The sequence below is a fragment of the Xanthomonas sp. DAR 34887 genome (genome assembly GCF_041245805.1).
Classification (GTDB): Bacteria; Pseudomonadota; Gammaproteobacteria; order Xanthomonadales; family Xanthomonadaceae; genus Xanthomonas_A; species Xanthomonas_A tesorieronis.
This window is the reverse complement of sequence record NZ_CP162490.1, coordinates 4,732,161-4,754,802: the sequence shown is the minus strand read 5'-3', so window position 1 is coordinate 4,754,802 and position 22,642 is coordinate 4,732,161. Positions and strand designations below refer to the sequence as shown.

Genomic DNA, 22,642 nt, shown 5'->3' with positions numbered 1-22,642 from the left:
CGGGCGCGTTCGCTCAGGCGCTGAAGTTGAACGCGACGGAGATGCGCGGCCGCGAACCGGTGAACACGCTGACCGAGTGCAGCAGCCAGGCCGGGAACATGACCAGCGTGCCGCTCTCGGGCGCGATGGAGGTGGTCAACCCCGCGCTCAGGCAGCCTGCGATGCGGATCTTGAGTTCCGGATTGTAGAGCGAGGGCATGACCCCTCTCGGATCGAGGAACTGCAGTTCGCCGCCGGCTTCCTGGCCATCGTCGCGACCGTCGTCCACCCAGTAGACACCCGACCAGAACGCGCCGGGATGCGCGTGTTGCGCATTCGAATCGCCGGCGTTGCTGACGTTCGCCCAGGCGTTGATCTTCCACTCGAACTCGGGCACGACCAGGCCGTGCTCGGGGTGGTAGACCGCGGTCAAGGCGTAGGCCATTTCTTTGGCGTACGCGGTCAGCGCCGTGGCGCCGTCGCCGCCCCATGCGTTGAAATCCGCACTGGACTGCCATCCCCCCGCATTGCTGTGGCGCACGCCGGCCGGGTTTTCGGCCATGTTGCGAGCGATTTCTTCTTTCAGCACTGCATTGAGACGATCGGCCGCCGGATACGCGATCTGCGCCAGGGGCGTGGCAAACAACCGGTGGATCTCGATCTGCTCGGGAACAACGCGTTGCGGGTGAAGGGACATGGTTTCTGCTAGCTACTCACTGATCCACGCGAAGCCGCAACGCTCGTCGCGGTCGAAACCGCTCCGGCAGTGGGCGCCAGGCATCAGTCTAGCGGCACCGTTCCGGCGGCGTGTGTCAGCCAGCCGCGTGCAGATCGCGCCCGGGCTGCCCGCGGAGGCGGCAAGCAGAAAGGAAGCGAACCGCTCGCCCATGCCCGAGGCGTCATGCGGCGGCGCGCGCGCGAATGCGCCGCCGCGGGTCGTGCTTGCCATCCGCCGTGATCGCCGATGTCAGGCGACAAGCCGTACCGGCGGCGACCCGAAAACCCGGCGCGACCTGGCCGGGCATCGGCGAGGCGGCCTAGCGCCGCCCGCGCTCTTCGCGCGCGTGCGCGCGCCGGTCGAACAGCACCGCGCTGGCGACGATGCCCAGCCCCAGCACCACGCCGAGCAGGAACAGCACCATTGCGATGGCCGGATAGCCGAACAGCTTGGCGCCGGTATCGATGCGCATCATCTGCGTGGAGGCCAGGATCAGCGCGGCGGTGACGATGCCGGCGGCGACCCGGTTGGCGATCTTCTGCAGGCTTTCCATCAGCCGCGATTCTTCCAGCCCGGCCACGCGCACCTGCAGGCGGTTTTCCGCAGCCAGGGTCAGGATGTCCGACAGCTTGCGCGGACCCTCGCGCAGCAGCGCCTGCATCTCCATCGCCTCGCTGGCCAGGTTGGCCGCCGACAGCGATTTCTTCAGTCGCGCGCGCATCACGTGCTGCAGCTGGTCCTCGACCACGCTGCGCGTGTCCAGGTGCGGCGACAGCGCGCGGCACACCGCTTCCAGGTTCAGCAGGGTCTTGCCGAGCAGGCTCAGTTCCGGCGGCGTGCGCAGCCCGTAGGCGGTGGCGATGCGCACCAGGTCCAGCACCACACGGCCTTCGGAGGTGGCGTCGTGCGCGGCGTAGCGCGCGATCATCTGCCCGGTCTCGCGCTGGTAGCGGTCTTCGTCGAAATCCTCCAGGCGCGTGCTCAGCGCGATGGTTTCCTCGGCCACCTCCTCGCCGCGGCCATCGACCGCGGCGAACAGCAGCTTGAGCAGGCGCTCGCGCAGCTTCGGCGGCACGTGCGCGACCATGCCCAGGTCGAAGATCGCCAGGCGCCCGTCGCCGAGCACGCGCAGGTTGCCCGGATGCGGATCGGCATGGATCTCGCCGTGCACGAACATCTGGTCCAGATAGCCGCGCACCAGCGCCGCGGCCAGGTCGTCCATCGGCTGTTCGGTGCGGCGCAGCCCGGAGATCTTGTCCACGCGCACGCCTTCGGCCAGCTGCATGGTCAGCACCTTGCGGCTGCTCAGGTCCCAGATCGGCTGCGGCACCCACAGTTGCGGGAACGGCTTGAGGTGATCGCCGAAACGCGCCAGGTTCTCCGCCTCGGCTTCGTAGTTCAGCTCGGCCAGCAGCGCCTTGCCGAACTCGGCCAGCCAGTCGGCGAAGCGGATGCGCCGGCCCAGCCCGGTCAGTTTGTCGGCGGCGCTGGCGAAACTCTTCAGCACCTCCAGGTCCGAGCGCACCTGCGCGGCCACCTCCGGCTTCTGCACCTTGATCGCCACCGGCGTGCCGTCGCGCAGCGCGGCGCGATGCACCTGCGCCAGCGAGGCGGTGCCCAGGGGGGTGTCGTCGAATGCGGAGAAGGCCTTGTTGACCGCCACGCCGAGTTCGGCCTCGACGATCTCGCGGATGCGTTCCACCGGAATCGGCGCGGTGTTTTCCTGCATCCGCTCCAGCGCGGTGGCGAACTCCGGCGGCACCACGTCCGGACGCGTGGACAGCATCTGCCCGAGCTTGACGAAGGTCGGGCCCAGCGCTTCCAGGTCGGTGACGAACTGCTCGGGCGTGCCTTCCGGCGGCAATTCGTGCACGCCGTCGGCGGCTTCCATGTCCATGCCGGAGAACACCCCGGAGCTGCGGTAGCGCAGCAGCAGGCGCAGGATCTGGGTGCGGCGGCTGAGGCCGCCGACTACCTGGGTGGTCTCCGCTGCGTCGGGCGTCGCGCTCAAGGTGGGGCTCCGGGAGTGGCGGGTGGCAGGGGTATGGCGGCCAGTGTGGCCGGGGCCGGGTCGTCGCGCGGTGAATCCGCGGCCGCTGGCGCCGGTCGGCCGCGCCGCCGGAACGCGCAGGGGGCATATCGGGCATGCGGCCGCTGGGCGGGCTGTTCTAGAATCCGCCGCTCCGGCACGGCGTGCCGATTTCAGGACCTGCCATGCGATCGTTCCCTGCGCCTCTCCCCGTGCGTGCCGTGCGGCGTTGCGCGCTCGTCCTGCTGGGCGTGCTGTCGCTGGCGGCCGCGGCGCCGGCCGCGCCGCAGGATGCCGACGGCGGCTTCGATGCGCAGGCCTTCGCCAACAGCCCGCGCCGCACCTACGCGGTGCAGGATTTTTCCACGCGCTACCGGGCGACGCTGGAGATCGAGGACAACGACGAGGTGTTCCGCCCTGGCATCGTGCGCGTGTTCGCGCGCGGCAACGCCACCCCGCTGATCGAGGTGGCCTCGCCCGAGCTGGTGCTGGATACCGACGCCAAGGGCGGCAAGGCCAAGGCCAACGTGCACGAACTGCCGTACGGCGAGCAGAGCGTGCTGATCTACGACGATTTCAATTTCGACGGGATCAAGGACCTGGCGCTGATGGACGGGCAGAACAGCTGCTACCACGGCCCGTCGTACCAGGTGTACCTCGGCACCGCCGATGGGTTCGCGCCGAGCCCTGAGTTCACCGAACTGGCGCAGAACAATTGCGGCCTGTTCGAGGTGGACGCGAAGGCGCGCGAGATCCACACCATGACCAAGGACGGCTGCTGCTGGCACCAGTTCGCGGTCTACACCGTGCGCGACGGCAAGCCGCTGCTGCAGCGCGAGATGGTCGACGACGCCCGGGCCGAGGGGCCGGGATTGAGCCAGGAAACGCGCTACCGCGACCAGGGTGGCAAGCGCGTGGCCGAGCAGCACTACCTGTGGGACGAGGACGGCGGCAGCGGCGCGGGCGAGCGCAAGATCCTGCTCGAGTTCCGCCTGGCGCCCTCCGGCAAGCGCATCGTGGTGTTCGCCAATGACAGCGACGGCGCGTCCGGCGCGCCGTACTACGCGGCGATCGGCGCGCAGCAGCAGGTGGAGTTGCTGTACCCGGAAGGCGACGCGGAAGCCTTGGCCTACGATGCCGCGCGGCACACGCTCAGTTTCGTCCGCGCCGCCACCACCTATCGCATCGTCGGCGACGCCCAGGGCGTGCCGCAGCGCATGGAGGTGGTCGTGCGCGGCAAGTCCCAGCCGTTACCGCTGCAGCCGGGCTCGGTGCGTGGATCGCTGCAGGCGGTGGCGCGGGCGCTGGCGGCCGCGCAGTAACATCGGCGCCCGCGGCACGCGCGTACCGCAGTTCCCTGTAGGAGCGGCTTCAGCCGCGACAGATATGCTGACAGCGCCTGTCGCGGCTGAAGCCGCTCCTACAACAAGCGCGGTATTGGCTTCGGGCCGCGAAGATGGGCTATCGCCGCGGCGCCTGAATCGATCACGCCGCGTAGGGCACAGGCCGCGTTGTCGCCGAAACCGTCGCGCTTCTCGGCTCCGCTCGTCGCGACTGAAGTCGCTCCCACAGGGCGACCCTGCGCAGCGCCGGCTGGGTGCACTATAGGAGGGGCTTCAGCCCCGACAGACTGCCGGAGCCATGGCGATTCCCTACGCCGCTCGTCGCGACCGATCGCCCTGGGGGCCTTCCACAAGATGACCCTGCGGCGCGCCGGCTGGGTGCATTGTGGGAGGGACTTCAGTCCCGACTGTTTTCCGAAGCCAGGTAATCGGCCAATTCCGCTCGTCGCTGTCGAAAGCGCCCTTACAGATCCACGCGTGTCTTGTTGGGAGACGTTGCCGATGGTCACCGGCTCCATGCCGCGAAGGCGCGCGCCACCGCGGCGGCGCCTGGATCGACCACGCCGCGCAGCGCGTCCGCCGGTACTGCGGCCGAGCGGCCGGCGCGGGCCTGGGTCAGCTGCGCGGTGGCATCGGCGCCGGCGCGCGCCGCACGCGCCGCGTCGTCGGCGCTGCCACCGTGCGCCAGGGCCTCCAGCGCCGGCAGCAGCGCGTCGAGCATGGTCCGATCGCCGCGCTGCGCGCCGCCGTAGTGCTGCATCCGCGCCACGCCGGCCTGCAAGGCCGGCACCCAGCCGCTCCCGGCCTCCAGTTCGGTGGCCGCCGTGGTGAACAGGATCGACAGCAGCACGCCGCTGGAACCGCCCATGCTGCGCTCGATCGCCGCCGCCAGGCCGTGCGCCAGCGGCGCGGCCTCGCCGGTCGCCAGCGCGTCCTCGTCCAGCGCCTGCTGCAGCGCACGGGCGCCGGCGGCGAAGGTGCTGCCGGCATCGCCGTCGCCGGTTTGCGCGTCGAGCGCGTCCAGCTCCGCCTGTGCGGCGATCAGCGCCTGCGCGACCCGCGCCAGGGCCGCGCCGCGTTGCGCGTCGCGGCCGCCATGCCGGTGCGCGTCGCTGCGCGACAACGCCGGGGCGAAGTGGGTGGGGGCATGCGGCACGCGCACGCCCGGCCAGCCCAGTGTCTGCACCGGCGATTGCAGTGCGGCGAGCACGTCGGCGTCGGCCGGCGCCAGGGTGATCGAGAAGCCGTGCATGTCCATCGAGGTCATCAGCGCCGCCGGCAGCGTCATCAGCGCGATCCGCCCGCTGCCGATGCGCTGCAACGCCAGCCGGGTCAGCACGCCCAGTTCCTGGGTGGAGCAGCCGCCGAGGTCGTTGAGCATCAGCACCAGTTTCGCGTCGCTGCCGTAGCGCGCATCGGCCTGGGCCAGCAGCGGATCCAGCACCAGCGCCAGCGCGTCCTCGACCGAGGCCGGCTGCACCTTGCGCGTGCCCGGTTCGTTGTGGATGCCCAGGCCCAGCTCCGGCGCGCGGCGGCCGGCGTGCTGGCCGGGCACGGTGCAACTGGACAGGGCCATGCCCAGCGACAGCAGGCGGTCGGCGAAGGCCTGGCCGCGTTGCGCCAGTTCGGCCAGCGCCACGCCTTCGCGCGCCAGGTGGCCGACGTACTTGTGCACCAGCACGGTGCCGGCGATGCCGCGCGGCTGTGCGGCGTCGGGCAGGGCGATGTCGTCGGCGACCAGCACGCTGGCCACGGCTATGCCTTCGGCGCGGGCGCGCTCGGCGGCCAGGCCGAAGTTGAGCCGGTCGCCGGTGTAGTTCTTGATCACCAGCAGCACCCCGGGCGCGTCGGCGCAGGCGCGGATCGCCGCCAGCACCGCCTCCACCCCCGGCGAGGCGAACAGGTCGCCGGCGATGGCGCCGCTGAGCATGCCGGGGCCGACGAAGCCGGCGTGCGCCGGTTCATGGCCGGCGCCGCCGCCGGACAACACCGCGACCTGCGCGGGATCGCGCTCGGCCTGCAGCACGATGCGGGTGCCGCTGGCCGGGTCCGAACGCAGCAGCGGTTGCAGCGCGGCAACGGCGTCGAGCACGTCGTCGACGATGGCGCGGGGAGCGGTGAGGAACTGGTCCATGGGGATCCTTCGCAGCGGCGGATGTCTGCCGCGCACGGTAGCCGAGCCGACGTTATGCGCGGCTGAGGCCCGGGCGGCAGCGCTCACGCACCGGGCGTGCGGAATCGGCGAGAATCTCCGCTCACCCCCGAATGGAATCCCCGCATGGCCGGCGCCAGCCTGTTCACCCTGCTCGACGATATCGCCTCATTGCTCGACGACGTGTCGATCCTGACCAAGGTGGCGGCGAAGAAGACCGCCGGCGTGCTCGGCGACGACCTGGCGCTGAACGCGCAGCAGGTCACCGGGGTCAACGCCGACCGCGAACTGCCGGTGGTGTGGGCGGTGGCCAAGGGCTCGCTGCTCAACAAGGCGATCCTGGTGCCGGCGGCGCTGGCGATCAGCGCCTGGCTGCCGTGGGCGATCACCCCGCTGATGATGGTCGGCGGCGCGTTCCTGTGCTTCGAGGGCGTGGAGAAGCTGGCGCACCGCTTCCTGCATTCCAAGGACGAGGACGCGCAGCGCCATGCGCAAAAGCTGCAGGCGCTGGCCGACGCGAAGGTGGACGTGGTCGCGCTGGAGAAGGACAAGGTGAAGGGCGCGATCCGCACCGATTTCATCCTCTCCGCCGAGATCATCGTGCTGTCGCTGGGCGTGGTCGCCGGGGTGCCGATCTCCCAGCAGCTCATGGTGCTGGTGGCGATCGCGCTGGCGATGACGGTCGGCGTCTACGGCCTGGTCGCCGGCATCGTCAAGCTCGACGACCTGGGCCTGTACCTGACCCGCAAGGGCGCCGCTGCCGCGGCGATCGGCCGCGGCATCCTGTGGCTGGCGCCCTGGCTGATGCGGGTCCTGTCGATCGCCGGTACCGCGGCGATGTTCCTGGTCGGCGGCGGCATCCTGGTGCACAGCATCGGCCCGCTGCACCACGCGCTCGAAGGCATCGCGCCGCAGGGCGCCTGGAGCGGCGTCGTGCTCAATCTGGGCAATGCGCTGGTCGGCATCGTCGCCGGCGCGCTGGTGCTTGGGGCGGTGTTGTTGTTTCAGAAGCTGCTTGGAAGCCGGGAATCGGGAAAGGGGAATAGGGAATCGTAAGAGCGGTCCGGCGGATCGCGCTGTTGCGATTCCCCATTCCCGATTCTCGATTCCTGCGCCGGCAGCGCCGGCGCTAATCCGCCGACACCACCCGGTTCTTGCCGGCCTTCTTGGCCTCGTACAGCGCCCGGTCGGCGCGCTTGACCAGCACGTCCGGGGTCTCGCCGGCGCGGCGCAGTGCCACGCCGGCGCTGAAGCTGACGAACACGCGCTGGTCCTCGTGCACCATCGCGCGCTGGGCCAGCGCGCGCTGCACCCGGGTCACCGCCGCGGACGCCTCGAAGATGGTGCAGTCGGGCATCAGCAGCAGGAATTCCTCGCCGCCGAAGCGCGCGATCGCATCGCTGCCGCGCAAGGTGGTGCGTGCCACCTCGACCACATGGCGCAGCGCGGCATCGCCGCCGGGATGGCCGTAGGTCTCGTTGAGCTTGCGGAAGTCGTCCAGGTCCAGCATCGCCACGCACAGCGGCTGCGCGCTGCGCTCGGTGCGCGCCAATTCGCGCGCGAACAATTCTTCCAGTCCGCGCCGGTTGAGGGCACCGGTGAGCTGGTCCACCCGCACCAGCCCGCTGACGTCCTGCAGCTCCTGTTCCAGGCGCAGGATGCGCTGCTCGGCCGCGTCCACTTCCTGGCGCGCGGCGATCAGGTGGTCGCGCGCGCGCAGCGCCTGCTGTTGCACGTGGCCGGTGTCCTGCAGCACTTCCTGCAGCAGGCGGTTGAGGTCGGCGATGCTGCGTGCGTCGCGGATGGTCTGCGAATAGTCGGCGATGCGGTCGTGGAACTCGCTGGTACTGATCGCCATGCCGTCCAGGTTTTCGACGAAGGACACCATCATGTCCTTCATCGCCTCCTTGGACTCGGCGATGCCCTGCTTCAGCAGGCCCTGCTTGTAGATCACCTCGCGCAGGCTGCTGCGCGCTTCCTCGATCGAATAGCGGTCCAGCGGGCCGCTGATCATGTCGCGCACCACCGCGATCTGGCCCTGCAGCCAGCTGGTGTCGTCGAGCAGCTCGCCGACGTTCTCCAGCAGCAGGTCGAACAGGCTCAGCAGCAGCGTCTGCTGCTCCTGGCTGTCGCTGGCGCGCAGCGCGATCTGGTGGCACAGCTCGCGCACGCGCTGCGCCACCGGCTCCAGCGGCAGGCCCGGTCGCCATTGGCGCAGCGCCTCGCCGGTGGCCTCCGATTCGTTGGCCAGTTCCGGCAGGTTGTGCAGCAGCGAAGCCAGCGCGCCGGCGATCGCCTGGCGCAGCAGGTCGCGCAGGCGTTCGGGATCGCTGGGTCCGGCCAGCGGATCGCCGACGTCGATGGTGCGGATGTATTTGTCGATCAGCTGGCGCAGCGCGCGCCCGTAGCTGGGCCAGTCGGCGCTGGCCGCCGCCGACTGCAGACGCCGGCCCATGTCGCCGAGTTCGCCGTGCAGGCTGGCCATGCCGTCGGCGAAGGCGCCGAGCAGCTCCAGCGGCTGGTGGGCGTGGTTGAACAGGCGGATCAGCGCCGCGGTGGCCGCGGCCGGATCGGCGTGCTCGCCCGGCGCCGCGGGCGCGGCAGCGTGCGCGCCACGCCGCGCCACCGCCGAAGCGGTCGCTGCCGCCGGTTCGCGCTTGCGTGGCGACAGCAGCTTGCGCAGCCCGCCTGCAGGCGGCTCGTCGCGTTGATCCGGCATGCGCTCGCTTCCTCCCAATGGAACCACCGCCCTGCCGCAAACGCGGCGCCCATGGCGATGCTCAGGTACAGGATATCGGCGCTGGCGGCGTGCGCTTGAGCCGGCGGCGCGCCCAACCATCGCTGCGGCATGGGCGGGTGTCCGCTTGTCCACGCCTTCTTGCCGCGCATGCGGCCAGCGCTGCCGGCCGCTTCGATCGCCTAGCTCTCGCATGTGCGTGCATCGCAAGAGAGAACTGGGACGTGCGGCAAAATGCCTACGCGCGGAAGACCACATGGCGAAGCATGCGCGCAGCAAGCGCACGGGGCGGCTGCGGCCGGCGCTGCGCGGCTCGATCCCCAATCGGGCATCGCGTCACGCGGCAGCGGCTGGCACTCCGGCAGACGCAGGCGACCTGCCGGCGTTCGATGATGCGCCCTTAGAGCGCGGCGCGGACCTCGTCCAGGCTGGGCGGGTTGGCGCCGGCGCGGGTGCAGTTGATCGCCGCGGCGGCCACGCAGAAGTCCAGCAGGTGCTGCAGCGCCGGCGCCGACGGGTCCAGCGCGGCGAGCGCCGCCAGGTCGGGCAACTGGTGCAGCAGCGCGGCCTGGAAGCTGTCGCCGGCGCCGACGGTATCGGCCACCTGCACCGCGCGCCCGGCCACGCGCGCCTCGGCGTCGCCGCGCCAGGCCACCGCGCCGTCGCCGCCCAGGGTCATCACCACCAGCGACGGGCCTTGCTGCAGCCAGCCGCGCGCGACCGCGAACGGATCCTGCTGCGGGTACAGCAGCTCGATGTCTTCCTGGCTGACCTTGACCACGTGCGCCAGCGCGATCCAGCGATCCAGCCGCGCCCGCCACACCGCCATGTCCGGCTCCACCGTCGGCCGCACGTTCGGATCCAGCGAGATCAGCCGCTGCGCGCGTTCGCGCTCGGCCAGGGCCTGGAAGGTGCTGGCGGTGGTCTCGGCGACCAGGGTGTAGGAGCCGAAATGCAGGCCGCCGACCGTGGTGTCGAGCGTCGGCAGGTCGGCGGCGGTCAGCGCGCGGTCGGCGCAGCCGGTGCCGTAGAACGAATAGTTGGGCACGCCCTGCGCGTCCAGCGCGACCATTACCAGGGTGGTCGCCTCGCGCTTGTCGATGCAGTGCTGCAGCGCCACGCCCTCGCGTTCCAGGGTGCTGCGCAGCTGGCGGCCGAGCGGGTCGGTGGACAGGCCGGTGAACAGCGCCGACGGCGTGCCGAGCCGGGCCAGGCCGATCGCGACGTTGAACGGCGAGCCGCCCTGGCGCGCGGTCATGCCGACCGAGGTACCGGCGTAGCCGTCGATGAAGATGTCGTACAGGGCCTCTCCACACACCACGAACATCGAACGGCTCCTCGGTTGGCTGCAGCGGCGCCGGGGCTGGCGCGATGGGCGGCTATTGTGGCGTACAAGCCGCAGCGCGGCGACCATGCGCGGCGCTGCGGGATCGCGGCTGGTTGGTGCGGGCATGCTTCGTGTCGGAGGGTGCCAGGCTTCGCCCGTACCCTCATCCGCCCCTTCGGGGCACCTTCTCCCGGTGGGAGAAGGAACAGCCATAGCCCCTCTCCCACCGGGAGAGGGGTTGGGGTGAGGGTACGGCGCGAAAGCGTCTCGCGGAGTTTGGGTGCACGCGGCTTCGCCCGTACCCTCATCCGCCCCTGCGGGGCACTTTCTCCCGATGGGAGAAGGGAAGCGCCATAGCCCCTCTCCCACCGGGAGAGGGGTTGGGGTGAGGGTCCGGCGCGAAGCGCCTCATGGATCCAGACGCCGGTCGAACCCGCACACCGACCGCAGCTTGCCCAAGTGCCTGCGCCCGGCGTAGCGTCGTCCCTCCATCGCGCGAGGGCGCTTTCGATGAAGATCCTGCTCGCCGGGGCCACTGGTCTGGTCGGTTCGCACGTGTTGGCGCAATTGCTCGCCGCGCCGGAGTGCAGCGCGGTGATCGCCCCGACCCGGCGCACGCTGGATGTCGTGCACGCCAAGCTGGGCAACCCGTTGGTCGATTTCGAGCAATTGCCGGCGCAGGCGCCGTGGTGGCAAGCCGACGCGGTGATCTGCGCACTCGGCACCACGATGAAGCAGGCCGGCTCGCGCGAGGCGTTCCGCCGCGTCGATCACGCCTATCCGCTGACGATCGCGCGGCTGGCGCGGCAGCACGGGGCCAACGCGTTCGCGTTGAATTCCGCGCTGGGCGCCGATCCGCAGTCGCGTGTGTTCTACAACCGGGTCAAGGGCGAACTGGAGCGCGACCTGCAGGCGTTGGGCTATCCGTCGCTCGCGTTGGTGCGCCCGGGCCTGATCGGCGGCGAGCGCGCGCAACCGCGCACGGCCGAGCGCGCCGCCGCGGCCGTGCTCGGGTTGCTCGGGCCGCTGTTGCCGCGACGCTACCGGATCAACCCCGCCGCGCGCATCGCCGCCGCGCTGGTCGACCACGCCCTGCGTCCGCGCGGCGGCGTGCAGGTGGTGGATGCGGCGCAGCTGGCGGAATGATCGCCGGCTGCGTGACGTCTCTCCTGCAATGACGTGAGCCGGCGATCCGAAGCGCTGCCGCAGGGGCGGTTTCAACAGTGGCGAAACATGCAGCATCCGGCTGCGGTCGCGGTCGGGACATTGAAGCCCTTGCCGCAGTGGCTCCACCATTGATCCGGAGCGGGATTGCGGCGAAACGCCGCACGCCTACGCCCGCGCCGAAACCTCAGGCGCCCAGCGATTGTCCGCCGTCCACCGCCAGCACCTGGCCGGTGATCCAGCGCGCCTGCGGCGAGGCCAGGAACAAGGCGGCGTTGCTGACGTCCTCGAGCGCACCGAAGTCGCCGAACGGAATGGCCGCGCGGATGCGCCGATACAGCTCCGGCTGCTGCGTGCGGCGCTGGTCCCACAGCCCGCCGGGGAATTCGATCGAGCCGGGCGCGATCGCATTGACCCGGATCCGTTCGCGCGCCAGTTCGGCGGCCAGGGTGGTCGTGTAGTAGTTCAGCGCGGCCTTGGCCGCCGAGTACGCCGGCACCCGCGGCGTCGGCCGCAGCGCGTTGATCGAGCTGATGTTGAGGATGCAGGCGCGTTGGCTGGCGCGCAGCAGCGGCAGCGCGGCGCGGTTGCAGCGCACCGCGGCCATCAGGTCGATGTCGAATCCCGCCTGCCAGCTGGCGTCGTCGTCGCCATGGCCGTAGCCGGAGGCGTTGTTGACCATCACGTCGATACCGCCCAGGGCGTCGGCCGCATGCGTCACCCAGTGCTGGATCTGCACTGGATCGGCCAGGTCGCAGGTCAGCCGCGACACCGGATGGCCATGGCGGAGCAACTGCTCGGCCGCATCCGCCAGGCCGGCGGGATTGCGCGCGCAGATCGCCAGCGCGGCACCGTGGCGGGCGAAGGCGTCGGCGATCGCCAGGCCGATGCCGCGGCTGGCACCGGCGACGAGGACGCGGTAGCCCGCGAAGGCGGAAGGGTCGGTCATCGGCAACTCCTGCGGCGGCGCTGGCGTGCGCCGGACACCGATTATCGGCCAATCCGCAGTGCGGGGCCGGGTTCTGGCACCATGGCGGCCCGCCACGCATGCAGGCGCCCGGCCGCAGGGCCCGCCTGCCTGCCGCCGCCCCGCGACCAGCGCCGGGCATGCCGGCCGTCGCGTTCCCTCTTTTCAGGATCCTCCCCGCAGTGAAGAAGACCTACCAGCTCCGCATCGAAGGCAAGCACCCCGACCGCCTGCTCGACGCCAGCAAGCACGACATCCGCAAGTACATCCGCCGCGAACGCCGCAAGGCCCTGCCGGCCGGCGCCGACTACTGGGATTTCGACACGCTGTTCGGCACCGAGGAAGCCACCGCTGCGGTGGTGCCGCCAGCCGAGCTGCTGCGTTCGATCGACGCACTGGTCGCCACCGGCGGCACCCAGTTCTATGTGGAAATCCGCAGCAAGCCGGGCAAGCGCACGCCGCGGCCGCAGGGCGATGCCGCCGTGGCCGATCCGTTCGACGATTGAGCGCGTGCCGCGCCGGCTGCAACGATGGGGGCGAGGGCGTTTAGGTGTCTGTCGCGGCTGAAGCCGCTCCTACAGAAGCGTGCAGTTGGCCGGCCGGAGCTCCTGTAGGAGCGGCTTCAGCCGCGACAGACAGCATCGGCGCGCGCAACGCATCAAATCGCTTGCGACAGCCGCTCTGCGAAACAGCGCGCGCATCTCGGGCCATCGGCCGCGATCGGCACCGCGAACGCGGTCACTCCTTCGCAGGCAGCGCGCCACCACCCTGCGCATTCGCCGCGCGCAGCTTGTCCTTCTTGCTCGGGCGCTTGCCCTTGATGCCGCCGGTCTGCGGCGCCGTCGCGGCGGCGGGCGCGGCCGTCTGCGTCGGTTCGAACCCGGCGATGCGTTCGCGCGGCACGCGCAGGCGCTGGCGCTTTTCGATCAGGCGCAGGTGCGCCTCGCTCGCCGCATCGACGAAGCTCACCGCCAGCCCGTCGGCACCGGCGCGCCCGGTGCGGCCGATGCGGTGGGTGTAGTCGGCAGTGGCGCGCGGCAGGTCGTAGTTGACCACCACCGGCAGCTGCGCGATGTCCAAGCCGCGCGCGGCCACGTCGGTGGCCACCAGCACCTGCACCTGGCCGCTGCGGAAGCCGGCCAGCGCCTGGTTGCGGCGGCCCTGGCTCAGTTCGCCATGGAACGGCTGCGCCAGCACGCCGGCCTTGCCCAGTTTCTCGGCCAGATTGTCGGCGCCGCGCTGGCTGGCCACGAACACCAGCGCCTGCGGCCAGGCTTCGCTGTGCAACAGGTGCCGCAGCAGCGCGGTGCGCTGCGCGCTGTCGACCTCGATCGCACGCTGGCGGATCGTCGCCGGGGCCGCGGCGGCCGCGTCCTCGCCGATGCGTCGCGGTCCGCGCATCAAGCGTTGCGCCAGCGCCTCCACCTCGGCCGGGAAGGTGGCCGAGAACAGCAGGGTCTGCCGGCGCCGCGGCAGCAACGCCAGGATACGGCCCAGTTCCGCGTCGAAGCCCAGCGCCAGCAGGCGATCGGCTTCGTCCAGCACCAGGGTGCCCACCGCGTCCAGCGCTACGGCGTTGTGCGCGACCAGATCGAGCAGCCGCCCCGGGGTGGCCACGACGATGTCGGCGCCGCCGCGCAGCTTCAGCATCTGCGGATTGATCGAGGCGCCGCCGGCGACCGTGGCTACCTTGACCCGCCGCGGCAGGTAGCGGCCCAGCGCCTGCAAGGTGTCGCCGACCTGCGCGGCCAGTTCGCGGGTGGGCACCAGCACCAGGCCGCGTACGCGGCGGCTGGCCGGCGCCAGCGCCGCGCGCTGCAACAACGGCAGCGCGAATGCGGCGGTCTTGCCCGAGCCGGTCGCGGCGCAGGCCAGCACATCGTCGCCGCGCAGGATCGGCGCGATCGCCTGCGCCTGGATCGCGGTGGGCGCGGTGTAGCCGGCGGCGTCGAGCGCGCGGGAAAACGCGGGCAGCAACTCCGGGGCAAGACCCAGCGTGGTGAATGGCATGCAGCGAGGTCCGAATGAAGGGCGGCGAACCGAGGCCGCCGCGATGCGCTGCGGCGGACGTAGCCGCGCAGCCTACCCGCAGCCGCACGCCTATGCGAGGCGTACGTGCCTGCGGATGCCTGATCGTCGCCATTCGAGAGGCACTCGGTCGGTGGCCGCATGCCCACCCACCCGCGGGAAACGGTCGGGTCCGCCGCCGCTTACAGGCGATGCGACGTAGCGAGCGGCGCTCGCAAAAGCCGCGCGAAACCTGCAGTGTTTCGATCGCTGCAGCGCCGGTCGTGCGGCCGACGACGTGCACAGGCACCTTGCCCACGCCTGCGGCTGCCCGAGCGTCGCCATTCGAGAGACGCCCGGTCGGCGGCCGCATGCCCACCGACCTGCGGGAAACGAGCGGGGTCGCCGCCGCTCGCGGGCAAGGCGAGGCGGCGCGCGCAAAACCGCGCGAGGCCTGGCGTAGTGTCTGGATCGCTGCCGAGCCGGTCGTGCACGGCAACGCCATGCGCAGGCGCCTCGCATGCGCACCGGCGATAGCGCGGTGCGCGGACTCGCTTACAACACCACGGCGCCACGCCGCCGCACGACCACCCACGCGGGAATGGCCGTGCGGCGGATAGTGCCGGGCGCCGCGCTTACTGGCAGGTCACCCCGACCGCACTGAACGCGGCCGTCACCGCGGCCACCGAGCGGCCCAGGTCGCTGGCCGCGGTGCGCACGCCGCAGGCGCCGCTGTTGAAGCTGGTGCTCGGGGTCCAGTACAGGCGGTTGGCGCGGGCGAACACTTCGAAGGCGGTGCGCGTGTTCCAGCCGGAGGTGGTGGCCAGTTTGTAGAACGCCTTGTTGTAGACGCCGGAGGAGTAGTGCACGTCCAGCCCGCTGCGGTAGTTGGCGGCGTTGTCGATCGAGGCGCCGTCCTGCGGCGGGTTGGCCATGTAGCGCAGCGCACCGGTGGACTTGAAGATCTCTGGTCCGACCAGGAAATCGTTGCTGCCCTTGAGGTAGTACTCGGTCGCCTCGCCGGCGATGTCCGAATACGCCTCGTTGATGCCGCCGGATTGGCCGGAGTAGGTGAGGCCGGAATTCTGCTCGGTGAAGCCGTGCGAGACCTCGTGGCCGGCGACGTCGACGCTGACCAGCGGATAGAAGCGGGTGTTGCCATCGCCGAAGGTCATCGTCGAACCGTTCCAGAACGCGTTCTCGTAGCGGGTGCTGTAGTGCACGCGCATCACCAGCTGGAAGCTCAGCGGCGCCACGCCGGCATAGGCGCGGTACATCTTCTCGATGACACCGCCGAAATAGTGCGCATCGTTGATCGGCGAGTAGGCGCCGTTGATGGCCTTGTAGGTGTTGCGCGGGCAGGTGAACTGGTAGGCGGTGCTGCCGGAGGTGCCGCCGTTGAGGTTCACCGACTTGACCGTGCTGTTCTGCATGCGGCAGCTGTCGTCCACTTCGAGGAAGCCGTGGATGCTGCCGCTGGTGCCGTATTCGTACTGCCCGGTCTTGGCGTTGCCGCCGGGGCCGGTGGCGTCGCGCGTGGTCAGGCCGTCCCATTGCCGCAGGATCGCGCCGCTGCGCGCATCGACGATCACGAACGGCCGGGTCGGCGCGCCGCCCTGCGGCGCATCGGCGAAGAACGACACCACGTAGGCCATGTGCGCGCGCGCGTCGTCGTCGAGGTAGATCATCTGCGGTGCCTGCGCGCGCTCGATGCGGCGCGCGGTCAGCGCATCGCCGAGCGCGGCGCGCTTGGCCACCTCCAGCGCGCCGTTGGCGGGCAGCAAGGCGCTGGCGGCGGCCGTGGTCGTGGCCGGCAGCTCGCTCGCCAAACCCGCCACCGAGCGCCCGAACAGGTTGCGCACGCTGCCGTCGCTGCGCTCGCTGACCACGACGTGCTCGCCCCAGATCGGCACGTCGCGGAAGGTCTGCTGGTAGCGGCTGTGCACGGTGCCGTCGTCGTCGGTGCTGCTGCTCAGCAGGGTCAGCGCGGACTCGGCATCCAGGCCGATCAATTCGGCGTGGCGCACCGCGGCCGCGGCAGGAACGCCGCCAAGGCTGGTGGTGGCGGCCTTGTACTGCGCGTTGAGCGTGCCGAGATCCTTGCCGTGCAGGTCCACGCGTTCGGCGGCCGTGGCGGAGGCGGCGGCGAGGGCGAGCAGCAGTGGCGACAGCAACGCGAGCGGGCGGCGGTGGCGGATGGACTGGGGCATCTTCGTGTTCCTCGCAAGTGATAGGGAATGTCGTACCGGCGCGGCTGCGCAGGGCGGCCACGGGTGGTTGCGGTTGTGTGCGAAAACGCGGCGGCGTTGCGGTCAATGGCGCGGTGCCGTCCCCCTGGCAACGACCATAGCGACGCGGTTACGCACCGTGGTAGACAGCGTTTGTTCAGACTTTCGATCTGGGATGGCGAGCCTGATGTGCGACTCCGTACGACCGGGCGGTGTGCGTGTCGCTACCTGTGGCGTCGACGGTGTGGCTGCGTTTTGCAACGAACCAAAGGTTGGTGTGCAAAATCTAAAATACAGGGCCGCCGTCCGTGCAGGATGGAGAGCTATTACCGGAAGGTGTGCAAGCAGCTCTGAAGCATGATTCAAGCGCGCTGCGGGGACGCGGAACTGCAAAAAATCAGCTTTTTACCGGTGAATTGCGCACAGTGCGAAAGCTTGATTTACATACTTTCGCGCAATGTAAAAGGTGGGCTTGCGTCGTTCGCGGCGGGACTGTAGTTAACGGTAGACAGGGGCGGTCCAAAATGCGTGGCAAGTCACTTTTGGGGCGATTGACGATTGCTGCTGCGCAATGCGGATTGCTATATATCGGCCGCGTTTCGTCGGTGCATTGCTGGTTGCCGACGCGTGATCTTTCCTCCCCCCGGGATCGCAACGCTATGACTTCTTCGCTCCTGCGACCGAGTGCGGCTGCATGCGCCGTGGCGGTGCGCGCGTCCCGGCAGCGGCGTTCGTGCGTCGATGCCGCGCGCCAGCGCCTGCGCGAATGCCTCGTACGCAGCATGCTGGCGCTGGCGTTCGCCGCTGTCGTGCTGGCGGCGCCGCCGCTGTCGGCGCAAGTGCCGGACATCCGCGCGTTGCGCCAGGCGGCGACCGGCGCGCGTTTCAATTTCGGCCATTCCACCTATCGGCTGATCCCTGGCGCGGTGGTGCGACTGCGTACCGAAGATGGCCTGCGCGATGGGCGCACGGCGCCTGCCGCCGACGGCGTGGTGGCGCAGATCGGTCCGTACGCGATCCTGCTCGGGCGCGATGCGCGCAACGCGGCGCCGGTGCTGCGCGATCCGTCCAGGCAGGACGAACGGCTGGCCGCGGCGATCAACGAGCTGACCGAGCAGACCGTACTGGTCGCGCCCAAACTGAAGTTGTTCGGCACCACGCCGGCGGTGGTCGAAGCGCTGGCGCACAGGACCGGTGGCACCCTGGTCTACGCTTCGGCGATCGACGGCAGCGCGGTGATCGGCTACGGCTCGGTAGAGGCCGCGCACGCGGCACTGATGCAGTTGCAGCAGGCGCGCGGCGTGGCCGAGGTGGCGCTGCAGGTGATCCAGGCCTTCGACGAGCGCAACTGATCGCCACGCGCCACGCGCCGCCGCCCCGTCGTGAGGCGGCGGCGCAGTCCGCTCAGCCCGGCAGGGCCAGATCGTCGATCATCGCGCGCAGGAAGCGCGCCGCCTCGCCGCCGGTGCAGGCGCGGTGGTCGAAGCTCAGCGACAGCGGCAGCAGCTTGTGCGTTTCCACGCCGCCCATCACCGGCACCAGTTGGTGGCGGGCGCGGCCGGCAGCGACGATCGCCACGCATGGCGGCACCACGATCGGCGTGGCGTAGCGGCCGGCGAACATGCCGAAGTTGGACAGCGAGATGGTGTAGCCGCTCAGTTCGGAGGCGGCGATGCTGCGCGTCTCCACCTGCTGGCGCAGGCGGTTGACGCCCTCGCGGATGCCGCGCGCGTCGAGCATGTCGGCATTGCGCAGCGCCGGCACGAACAGGCCGTCGTCGGTGTCCACGGCGATGCCGATGTCCACGTGCGCGTGCAGGGTACGGGTCAGCGCGTCGCCGTCGAACCAGGCATTGAGCGCCGGCACCGCCTGGCAGGCGGCGACGATCGCGCGCACCAGGCGCACGGTCATGTCGTTGCCGGGTGCCCAGGCGTGGACGTCGGCGTCGTCGTTGAGCGTGGTCAGCACCACCTCGCGATGCGCCTGCGCCATCACCCGCGCCATGTTGCGGCGCACGCCCTTGAGCGGCTCGGGCTGGCCGTGCGCGGCGGTGCCGGGCGGCTGCGTGCGCATCGGTTTGCCGGTGGCGGACAGCGGGGTGCGCGAGGGTGCTGCAGGCGCTGGCGCCGTTGTGGAGGCGGCTGCAGGCGTGGCTTGCGGTGGGCGCGTGGTCGCGGCTGATGGCCCGAGGCCACCCTGAGCCGCTCCTACAACGGCCGAGCCGTCGGCTGCGGCCTGCTTCACGTCGGCCAGGGTCACTGCGCCGTCGCCGCCGCTGGCGCGTACCCGCGCCAGGTCCACGCCCAGCTTCTTGGCCAGCGCGCGCACCGCCGGCATCGCACGGACCCCGCCTACCGAGACCGTGCGCTCGCTGTGCACGGCGTTGGAGCTTTGCATCGCGCCGACCACGGTGCCGGCGTCGTCGCGTCCGCCGTCGTCTGGCGCCGCATCGGCATCGCGCAGTTCGCCGCCGGTATCGGAGGCGATGACGCGGTCGTTGTCGCCCGGCGCGTCGGCGCCGGCGCCCTTGCCGGGACTGGCCGGCGCGGCGCCGCCATGATGGTGGCCGGTGTCCTGGCCTTCGGCGCGCTGCGGCATGCTGGCATCGGGTGCGAACTGCGCCAGCATGCTGCCGGTGACGACGATGTCGCCCGGCGCGCCGGCCAGTTTCAGCACCTTGCCGGACACCGGCGAAGGCACTTCGACCACCGCCTTGGCGGTTTCCATCGACACCAGCGGCTCGTCGAGCTGGATGGTGTCGCCTTCCTTGACGAACCATTCGACGATGGTGGCGTCGGGCAGGCCTTCGCCCAGGTCGGGCAGATTGAAGTTCTTGGTTTGGCTCATGTGGTCTCTTCCAGCAATTCCAGGTCGCGTGCCGGCAGCCAGCCCTGCGCGCCATCGGCGCGCTCGGCCCACCACCAGTCGCCGTATTCGTGATGCAGGGTCACGGTGTCGCCCTGCGCGGCATCCAGTTCGCGCGCGTCGTAGTCGCGCAGCGCTTCGGCGTGGCCGTCGCCGGTGGCGCGCAGCCAGGCCAGCGGTGCCCAGCCGGCGTTGCCGGCCGCGGTCGTGGTCCACACGAACGCGGGCCATTCCTCGTCGCGCACGCCCAGCAGCACCCGCTCGCCCTTGGCGAAGCGGATCGGATGCGGGTAGGCGGCGCGATAGTCGCTGAGCAGGCGCGCCTGCATGTCAGCCTGCAGCGACGGCACGCTTGGCCGCCGCGACGATCTTGTCCACGCTCGGCAGGTATTTCATCTCCAGCCGGAACAAGGGAATGTGCGTGTCGTAGCCGGTCACCCGCTGCACCGGCGCGACCAGGTCGTACATCGACTGCTCCGCCAGGCGCGCGGCGATCTCGGCGCCGAAGCCGGCGCTGCGCGGGGCCTCCTGCACGATCACGCAGCGGCCGGTGCGCGCCACCGATTCGGCGATGGTGTCGAAATCCAGCGGGCGCAGCGTGGCCACGTCGATGACCTCGGCGCTGATGCCGTCGGCAGCCAACTTGTCGGCCGCTTCCAGCGCTTCCTTGACCTGCGCGCCCCAGGCGACCAGGGTCACGTCGCTGCCCTCGCGCAGCACGAAGCACACGTCCAGCGGCAGCGCCTCGCCGTCGTCGGCGACCACCTCCTTGTACTGGCGGTACAGGCGCTTGGGCTCCATGTAGATCACCGGATCCGGCTCGCGGATCGCCGCCAGCAGCAGGCCGTAGGCGCGCTGCGGCGAGGACGGCAGCACCACGCGCAGGCCCGGCACGTTGGTGAAGATGGCCTCGTTGGCTTCGCTGTGGTGCTCCGGCGCGCGGATGCCGCCGCCCCATGGCACGCGCAGCACCATCGGGCAGTGCAGGCGGCCGCGGGTGCGGTTGCGCAGGCGCGCGGCGTGGCAGATCAAGTGATCGACCATCGGATAGACGAAGCCGTCGAACTGCGCCTCGGCCACCGGCTTCATGCCCTGCGCGGCCAGGCCGACGCTGAGGCCGGCGATGGTGGTTTCGTCCAGCGGCGTGTCCAGCACGCGCTGCGCGCCGAAGCGCTGCTGCAGGCCGGCGGTGGCGCGGAACACGCCGCCGTTGACGCCCACGTCCTCGCCCAGCACCAGCACCGACGGGTCGTGCTGCAGCTCCCAGGCCAGCGCCTGGGTGACGGCTTCGATCAGGGTGATGGGGCTGCTGGTCATGGACTGGTCTCCGCGCGCTGTGGCCGCGCTGTGGGCGGTGCCGGCCGCATGCGCGGCGGCCGTGTCGGCAAGGCGAGGGCTGAGCTCATCCATGGCGCTGCTCCAGGGCGATGGCGTCGGCGCGCTGCGCGAGCAGCTCCGGCGGCGGATCGGCATACAGGTAATCGAACATCGCTTCCACCGGCTGCACCGGGGTGGCCAGGTAGGCATCGACCTCGATGTCGACCAGACGCGCGCATTCCTGCTTCCACGCCGCTTCCTCGGCCTCGCTCCACAGGCCCTGCGCGGTCAGCCAGGTGCGCAGCCGGGTCAGCGGTTCGCGTTCCCAGGCCTGCTTGACCTCGGCCTCGCCGCGGTAGCGGCGCGCGTCGTCGGCAGTGGTGTGGTCGGACAGGCGGTAGGTCATGAATTCGATGACCGTGCCGCCCTGGCCGCTCAGCGCGCGCTCGCGCGCCTGGCGCATCGCTTCCAGCACCGCGATCAGGTCGTTGCCGTCCACCTGCAGGCAGTGCAGGCCGCCGGCCAGCCCCTTCTGCGCCAGGGTCTGCGCGCCGGTCTGCGCCGCGCGCGGCACCGAGATCGCCCAGCCGTTGTTGATCACGCACAGGATCAGCGGCAGCTGGTAGGCGCCGGCGGAATTGAGTGCGGCATAGAAATCGGTCTTCGACGAACCGCCATCGCCGCAGGTGGCGACCGCGATATGGCTCTCGCCGCGCAGCTTGAACGCCAGCGCCGCGCCGGCGGCATGCAGGCACTGGGTGGAGATCGGCACGCAGATCGGGAAGTCCTTGGCGGCGTCGGAATCGCGCAGGAAATCGCTGCCGCGTTCGTCGCCGCCCCAGTACAGCAGCACTTCGCGCGGGCGCACGCCGCGCATGAACATGGCGCCGTATTCGCGGTAGCTGGGCGCCAGCACGTCGCCGCTGCGCATCGCCGCGCCGATGCCGACGTGGGTGGCCTCGTGGCCCAGGCACGAGGCGTAGGTGCCGAGCTTGCCGGTGCGCTGCAGGGCCACGGCCTTGCTGTCGAAGGTGCGCACGTAGAGCATCTGCTTGAACAGCGCCAGCAGGGTCTGCGGGTTGGCCGAATCGGCCGGGAGAGCGTCGCGGGCCGGTTGGCCGTCCGCGTCGAGGTACTGCAGGTATTCGATTTCGAACTGGGCGGCGATGGTCATGACAGCGGCACTCTCGACAACAAGTTTCAAATGATATGACTCGGCATGTTAAGGAAGACGCGTACAAAAGCCGTCCTGCACCGCAGCACGGTATGTTGCTGGATTGCAGCAAAAACGCGCGCTGTGTGGGTTGTACGCACTGCTGGCGTTCACTTGGGGGATTGCTGCGATGCGGTGGGCGAGTGCGCGGTGGGAATGGATGTCTATCGGTGGACGTTTCGGGTTTGGCGTGGTGTCGGGTTGCCGTCGTGTTCGGGCAACTGCGCAAAAGCAATGGCGACGGCTTGAGCAAGAGCAAGATCAAGATCAAGAGCTTTCGCGCCGGTCGGCGCGAGTCGCTTTTGTCTTGGCAAAAGTAACCAAAACCGCTCCCGCCAGACGCGAGCCGGTGCGATACAACCGCACCGGTGCCCTGCGCTCCTCGCGGCGAGCGGCGTTTATCCCCTTTCCGGGACGGCGCCCAAACTCGCTTCGCTCAAACAGGGGCGCCTCTTCGGCCGCTCCCCACTGCGGTGCTCGGCTCGCTTTAAGGCGGGACGTTTTAAAAGCAACAGCAACAGCAAAGGCTCAAGAGCGACAGCCCCAGCCCTCTTCCCCATTGAGCGGGGCTAGCGGCTGTTTCCTTCTCCCATCGG

Annotated in this window: 17 protein-coding genes; 5 read left to right on the top strand and 12 right to left on the bottom strand. The window is 70.4% G+C overall.

Annotation, left to right across the window (positions count from 1 at the left end):
• Positions 1-13: 13 nt before the first annotated feature.
• Positions 14-676 (bottom strand): TIGR02466 family protein, encoded by a 663-nt coding sequence (locus AB3X08_RS20310; RefSeq protein ID WP_369934722.1) that lies wholly within the window; start codon positions 674-676, stop codon positions 14-16.
• Positions 677-1,016: 340 nt separating this feature from the next.
• A complete protein-coding gene (locus tag AB3X08_RS20305; RefSeq protein WP_369934721.1) occupies positions 1,017-2,708 on the bottom strand; it encodes an ABC1 kinase family protein in 1,692 nt (563 codons plus the stop codon).
• Between the two features lie 203 nt (positions 2,709-2,911).
• Between AB3X08_RS20305 and AB3X08_RS20300 the strand changes: the two genes are divergently transcribed.
• On the top strand, positions 2,912-4,048 hold the full coding sequence (locus tag AB3X08_RS20300; protein ID WP_369934720.1) for an XAC2610-related protein: 1,137 nt from the start codon (positions 2,912-2,914) through the stop codon (positions 4,046-4,048).
• Between the two features lie 526 nt (positions 4,049-4,574).
• Here AB3X08_RS20300 and AB3X08_RS20295 read toward each other — a convergent pair.
• Positions 4,575-6,203 carry a dihydroxyacetone kinase subunit DhaK gene (locus AB3X08_RS20295; RefSeq protein ID WP_369934719.1) on the bottom strand — a complete coding sequence of 543 codons (1,629 nt, stop codon included), beginning with the start codon at positions 6,201-6,203 and terminating at the stop codon, positions 4,575-4,577.
• Between the two features lie 144 nt (positions 6,204-6,347).
• Here AB3X08_RS20295 and AB3X08_RS20290 point away from each other — a divergent pair, with 144 nt between their 5' ends.
• Positions 6,348-7,277: a DUF808 domain-containing protein gene (locus AB3X08_RS20290; RefSeq protein WP_369934717.1), complete on the top strand. Its 930-nt coding sequence runs from the start codon at positions 6,348-6,350 to the stop codon at positions 7,275-7,277.
• 73 nt (positions 7,278-7,350) lie between these two features.
• Here the strand turns inward: AB3X08_RS20290 and AB3X08_RS20285 are convergent, their stop codons facing one another.
• Complete coding sequence (locus AB3X08_RS20285) at positions 7,351-8,940, bottom strand: GGDEF domain-containing protein (protein ID WP_369934715.1); 1,590 nt, start codon at positions 8,938-8,940, stop codon at positions 7,351-7,353.
• 418 nt (positions 8,941-9,358) lie between these two features.
• Positions 9,359-10,285 carry a carbohydrate kinase family protein gene (locus tag AB3X08_RS20280; protein ID WP_369934714.1) on the bottom strand — a complete coding sequence of 309 codons (927 nt, stop codon included), beginning with the start codon at positions 10,283-10,285 and terminating at the stop codon, positions 9,359-9,361.
• A gap of 510 nt (positions 10,286-10,795) precedes the next feature.
• On the opposite strand from AB3X08_RS20280, the gene AB3X08_RS20275 reads away from it, so the two are divergent.
• Positions 10,796-11,431, top strand: coding sequence for an NAD-dependent epimerase/dehydratase family protein (locus AB3X08_RS20275; RefSeq protein WP_369934713.1), 636 nt, complete (start codon positions 10,796-10,798; stop codon positions 11,429-11,431).
• 205 nt (positions 11,432-11,636) lie between these two features.
• Here the strand turns inward: AB3X08_RS20275 and AB3X08_RS20270 are convergent, their stop codons facing one another.
• Positions 11,637-12,398, bottom strand: coding sequence for an SDR family NAD(P)-dependent oxidoreductase (locus AB3X08_RS20270; protein WP_369934711.1), 762 nt, complete (start codon positions 12,396-12,398; stop codon positions 11,637-11,639).
• A gap of 200 nt (positions 12,399-12,598) precedes the next feature.
• On the opposite strand from AB3X08_RS20270, the gene AB3X08_RS20265 reads away from it, so the two are divergent.
• Positions 12,599-12,922 (top strand): DUF6172 family protein, encoded by a 324-nt coding sequence (locus AB3X08_RS20265; protein ID WP_184412796.1) that lies wholly within the window; start codon positions 12,599-12,601, stop codon positions 12,920-12,922.
• A 232-nt stretch (positions 12,923-13,154) separates the two neighbouring features.
• Here the strand turns inward: AB3X08_RS20265 and AB3X08_RS20260 are convergent, their stop codons facing one another.
• Both AB3X08_RS20260 and AB3X08_RS20255 read right to left on the bottom strand, forming a co-directional pair.
• Complete coding sequence (locus AB3X08_RS20260; RefSeq protein WP_369934709.1) at positions 13,155-14,426, bottom strand: DEAD/DEAH box helicase; 1,272 nt, start codon at positions 14,424-14,426, stop codon at positions 13,155-13,157.
• Between the two features lie 632 nt (positions 14,427-15,058).
• A complete protein-coding gene (locus AB3X08_RS20255) occupies positions 15,059-16,633 on the bottom strand; it encodes a M4 family metallopeptidase (protein ID WP_369934707.1) in 1,575 nt (524 codons plus the stop codon).
• 677 nt (positions 16,634-17,310) lie between these two features.
• On the opposite strand from AB3X08_RS20255, the gene AB3X08_RS20250 reads away from it, so the two are divergent.
• Complete coding sequence (locus AB3X08_RS20250) at positions 17,311-18,003, top strand: hypothetical protein (RefSeq protein ID WP_369934705.1); 693 nt, start codon at positions 17,311-17,313, stop codon at positions 18,001-18,003.
• Between the two features lie 52 nt (positions 18,004-18,055).
• Here the strand turns inward: AB3X08_RS20250 and AB3X08_RS20245 are convergent, their stop codons facing one another.
• From AB3X08_RS20245 to pdhA, 4 genes are read right to left on the bottom strand one after another with little or no spacing between them, the layout of a single operon-like run.
• Positions 18,056-19,498, bottom strand: coding sequence for a dihydrolipoamide acetyltransferase family protein (locus tag AB3X08_RS20245; RefSeq protein WP_369934703.1), 1,443 nt, complete (start codon positions 19,496-19,498; stop codon positions 18,056-18,058).
• A complete protein-coding gene (locus AB3X08_RS20240; protein ID WP_184412808.1) occupies positions 19,495-19,845 on the bottom strand; it encodes an SH3 domain-containing protein in 351 nt (116 codons plus the stop codon). Before AB3X08_RS20240 ends, AB3X08_RS20245 begins: the two co-directional genes overlap by 4 nt.
• Before the next feature lies 1 nt (position 19,846).
• Entirely contained in the window at positions 19,847-20,926 is a 1,080-nt protein-coding gene (locus tag AB3X08_RS20235) for an alpha-ketoacid dehydrogenase subunit beta (RefSeq protein WP_369934700.1), read from the bottom strand.
• Positions 20,919-22,007: a pyruvate dehydrogenase (acetyl-transferring) E1 component subunit alpha gene (gene pdhA / locus AB3X08_RS20230; RefSeq protein ID WP_369934697.1), complete on the bottom strand. Its 1,089-nt coding sequence runs from the start codon at positions 22,005-22,007 to the stop codon at positions 20,919-20,921. Before pdhA ends, AB3X08_RS20235 begins: the two co-directional genes overlap by 8 nt.
• Positions 22,008-22,642: the final 635 nt, after the last annotated feature.

What these genes read in the sequence shown, in the direction of transcription:
- AB3X08_RS20310 (WP_369934722.1), bottom strand. Translation starts at nt 676, where the DNA reads ATGTCCCTTCACCCGCAACGCGTTGTTCCCGAGCAGATCGAGATCCAC.
- AB3X08_RS20300 (WP_369934720.1), top strand. Translation starts at nt 2,912, where the DNA reads ATGCGATCGTTCCCTGCGCCTCTCCCCGTGCGTGCCGTGCGGCGTTGC.
- AB3X08_RS20295 (WP_369934719.1), bottom strand. Translation starts at nt 6,203, where the DNA reads ATGGACCAGTTCCTCACCGCTCCCCGCGCCATCGTCGACGACGTGCTC.
- AB3X08_RS20290 (WP_369934717.1), top strand. Translation starts at nt 6,348, where the DNA reads ATGGCCGGCGCCAGCCTGTTCACCCTGCTCGACGATATCGCCTCATTG.
- AB3X08_RS20285 (WP_369934715.1), bottom strand. Translation starts at nt 8,940, where the DNA reads ATGCCGGATCAACGCGACGAGCCGCCTGCAGGCGGGCTGCGCAAGCTG.
- AB3X08_RS20280 (WP_369934714.1), bottom strand. Translation starts at nt 10,285, where the DNA reads ATGTTCGTGGTGTGTGGAGAGGCCCTGTACGACATCTTCATCGACGGC.
- AB3X08_RS20275 (WP_369934713.1), top strand. Translation starts at nt 10,796, where the DNA reads ATGAAGATCCTGCTCGCCGGGGCCACTGGTCTGGTCGGTTCGCACGTG.
- AB3X08_RS20270 (WP_369934711.1), bottom strand. Translation starts at nt 12,398, where the DNA reads ATGACCGACCCTTCCGCCTTCGCGGGCTACCGCGTCCTCGTCGCCGGT.
- AB3X08_RS20260 (WP_369934709.1), bottom strand. Translation starts at nt 14,426, where the DNA reads ATGCCATTCACCACGCTGGGTCTTGCCCCGGAGTTGCTGCCCGCGTTT.
- AB3X08_RS20255 (WP_369934707.1), bottom strand. Translation starts at nt 16,633, where the DNA reads ATGCCCCAGTCCATCCGCCACCGCCGCCCGCTCGCGTTGCTGTCGCCA.
- AB3X08_RS20250 (WP_369934705.1), top strand. Translation starts at nt 17,311, where the DNA reads ATGACTTCTTCGCTCCTGCGACCGAGTGCGGCTGCATGCGCCGTGGCG.
- AB3X08_RS20245 (WP_369934703.1), bottom strand. Translation starts at nt 19,498, where the DNA reads ATGAGCCAAACCAAGAACTTCAATCTGCCCGACCTGGGCGAAGGCCTG.
- AB3X08_RS20240 (WP_184412808.1), bottom strand. Translation starts at nt 19,845, where the DNA reads ATGCAGGCGCGCCTGCTCAGCGACTATCGCGCCGCCTACCCGCATCCG.
- AB3X08_RS20235 (WP_369934700.1), bottom strand. Translation starts at nt 20,926, where the DNA reads ATGGATGAGCTCAGCCCTCGCCTTGCCGACACGGCCGCCGCGCATGCG.
- pdhA (WP_369934697.1), bottom strand. Translation starts at nt 22,007, where the DNA reads ATGACCATCGCCGCCCAGTTCGAAATCGAATACCTGCAGTACCTCGAC.